Annotated in this window: 4 protein-coding genes; 3 read left to right on the plus strand and 1 reads right to left on the minus strand. The window is 68.9% G+C overall.

The window, feature by feature from the left end:
- Positions 1 to 65: 65 nt before the first annotated feature.
- A complete protein-coding gene (locus ACFQ4G_RS21780) occupies positions 66 to 464 on the minus strand; it encodes a serine hydrolase (RefSeq protein WP_379041099.1) in 399 nt (132 codons plus the stop codon).
- A gap of 200 nt (positions 465 to 664) precedes the next feature.
- On the opposite strand from ACFQ4G_RS21780, the gene ACFQ4G_RS21785 reads away from it, so the two are divergent.
- From ACFQ4G_RS21785 to proC, 3 genes are all read left to right on the plus strand, one after another.
- Positions 665 to 979 (plus strand): accessory factor UbiK family protein, encoded by a 315-nt coding sequence (locus ACFQ4G_RS21785; protein WP_238204172.1) that lies wholly within the window; start codon positions 665 to 667, stop codon positions 977 to 979.
- 294 nt (positions 980 to 1273) lie between these two features.
- Positions 1274 to 1777 (plus strand): type III secretion system chaperone family protein, encoded by a 504-nt coding sequence (locus ACFQ4G_RS21790; RefSeq protein WP_238204170.1) that lies wholly within the window; start codon positions 1274 to 1276, stop codon positions 1775 to 1777.
- Positions 1774 to 2475 (plus strand): pyrroline-5-carboxylate reductase (gene proC, locus ACFQ4G_RS21795; protein WP_379041102.1); only part of this gene is annotated, 702 nt, incomplete at its 3' end. The genes ACFQ4G_RS21790 and proC, both read left to right, overlap by 4 nt.

The raw sequence follows: 2475 nt of genomic DNA on the forward strand, positions 1-2475 counted from the left end.
ATGATCTGCTCTTCACTGAACCGGCTCTTCTTCATCGTCCGTCTCCTGATCGACGGACCCTAGCTTCAGAACGAGGGCAATCCAGGGGGCAAGGTCACCTCACCGCCCGCCCTCGGCCCGGTCATGGGCGAGTACGGCACGACCTCGCGCGGCTCGTAGGTCAGTCGCCGGTCGAGGCCGTCTTCGCCCCGGTCGATCCGCGCCAGCGCCGCGCCGGCCGCGAGGACCTTGAACGTGCTGCACATCGGAAAGCGCTCGCCGCCGCGATGCGCCGTGGTGACGCCGGTCGCCGTATCGAGGAGCCCGATCCCGAGGCGTCCGCCGCTCGCCTGTTCGATCTGCGCGAAATGCGCGGCGAGGCCTTCGGGCGACGATTCCGCGGCGAGAGCGCGGTTCGCGCCGGCGATCAGGCCTGCCGCAGCGCCGGCGGCCGCGCCGGTGGTGAATTCGCGTCGCGTGGCCATGCGCGTCCTTCCCTGCCGAGAAAGCGACCTCTTCGGGGAACATCGCGGCGGCTTTGCGGTGCGCGCGAAACGCTCCGGATCGCGAATTCCTCGTTTCCGGGCCGGGCCTTCGGATTGCTTCGCGCCTCCCCGATTCTTATCTCCCCTTCTTCAGGTGCCGGCGCGATGTCCGACGCGGGCCTCGATCTCGGGAGACGGCGATGCAAGGCACGAAGGACGGCATGAAGGACGGTACGGGTCGCGGCTCCAACCGGTTGTTCGACGATTTCGCCCGGTTGATGACGGATGCCGCGGGCGCGGCGCAGGGCGTGAAGCGTGAGGCGGAGACCGTGTTCAAGGCGCAGGTCGAGCGCCTGATCCGCGACATGGACATCGCGTCGCGCGAGGAGGTGGACGTGCTGCGGGACCTCGTCTCGGCGCTGCGCAGCCAGAACGACGCTCTCGCCGCCCGTGTTTCCGCCCTGGAGGGCAGACTCGGCACTCAGGAGCCGCCTCCGCCAGCGACATCCGTCTGATTCGCCGGCACCGAGTCGGGTCTAAGCTTGTGCACAGGAAGGAACGGTGGAAATCCGCTTTCCTGTTAACCGGTCCTCGGGAGCGCTTTGAAACGCGAGTCCGCCACGGTCTATAGTGAGTGAGGCACTGATTCGCTTCGCACCCGGACCCGACCCTCGACCCTTAAGCTTCTCGCCGACCGAGCTCTGCCTTGCCTATGCGTGGCTTCAGCTTTGAGAACGGTGAATCGTGAGCGGGATTGATTGTCGTTCACCATTCTCGGCGCCCCCGACGGGACGCCAACCTGGACCGTCATGACCCAACTCCACATCGAAGGCCTCGACCGGAACGAGCACCCCCTCGACATCGTCGAGCGGCTCGCCTCCCTTCGCGATTGGATCTTCGACCGGGCCGAGACCGACGAGATGTCGGTGGCCGTGGCCGGCCGCTGGTCCGACTACCATGTCGCCTTCACCTGGATCGAGGACGTGGAGGCCCTGCACGTGGCCAGCGCCTTCGACCTGAAGGTGCCGGCCCATCGCCGCACCGAGATCCTCACCCTCATCTCCCTCGTCAACGAACAGCTCTGGGTCGGCCATTTTGACCTGTGGTCCACCGACTGCGTGGTGATGTTCCGGCATTCGCTGCTGCTCACCGACGGCGCCGCGCCGACGCAGAGCCAGTGCGCGATGATGCTGAAATCCGCCGTCGATGCCTGCGAGCGCTACTATCAGGCGTTCCAGTTCGTGCTCTGGGCGGGCAAGTCCGCCCGCGAATCCCTCGATGCGGTCCTGTTCGAGACCGAAGGCGAGGCGTGAGCATCCCGGCCTCGGCGCTTCCCGCCTCCCTCACCCTGGTGGGGGCGGGCAAGATGGGCGGCGCGATGCTGGCCGGCTGGCTCGCGGGCGGGCTCGACGCGGCCAGGACCGTGGTGATCGATCCGCAGGCCTCGCCCGAGACGATCCGGCTCTGCGAGAGCCACGGCATCGCCCTCAACCCGAGCGACGTGCCGGCGAACGACGCGCTGATCCTCGCGATCAAGCCGCAGGGCCTGGAGGGGGCGGCGGGCCTCCTCGACACGCTGATCTCGCCCCGGACGCTGGTCGTCTCCATCCTCGCCGGCAAGACCATCGCCGATCTGCGCACCCGCCTGCCATCGGCCCGCGCCATCGTCCGGGCGATGCCGAACCTTCCGGCGAGCATCGGGCGCGGCGTCACCGGCGCGGTGGCGAGCGCCGAGGTGGCGCCCGGCCAGCGTGATCAGGCCGATGCGCTGCTGAAGGGCGTCGGCGCGGTGGAATGGCTCGACGACGAGGCGCTGATCGACGCGCTGACCGCGGTCTCCGGTTCCGGCCCGGCCTATGTCTTCCTCCTCGCCGAAGCTATGGCGGAGGCGGGCGTCGCCGCCGGCCTGCCGGCCGAGATGGCCGCGCGGCTCGCCCGCGCCACCGTCTCGGGCGCCGGTGCGCTCCTCTCCACCAGCCCGCACGAGGCGGGACAATTGCGGCGCGACGTG

The sequence above is a fragment of the Methylobacterium marchantiae genome (assembly GCF_042679825.1).
Classification (GTDB): Bacteria; Pseudomonadota; Alphaproteobacteria; order Rhizobiales; family Beijerinckiaceae; genus Methylobacterium; species Methylobacterium marchantiae.

Coding starts and splice junctions, on each gene's coding strand:
- ACFQ4G_RS21785 (WP_238204172.1), top strand. CDS start 665: ATGCAAGGCACGAAGGACGGCATGAAGGACGGTACGGGTCGCGGCTCC.
- ACFQ4G_RS21780 (WP_379041099.1), bottom strand. CDS start 464: ATGGCCACGCGACGCGAATTCACCACCGGCGCGGCCGCCGGCGCTGCG.
- ACFQ4G_RS21790 (WP_238204170.1), top strand. CDS start 1,274: ATGACCCAACTCCACATCGAAGGCCTCGACCGGAACGAGCACCCCCTC.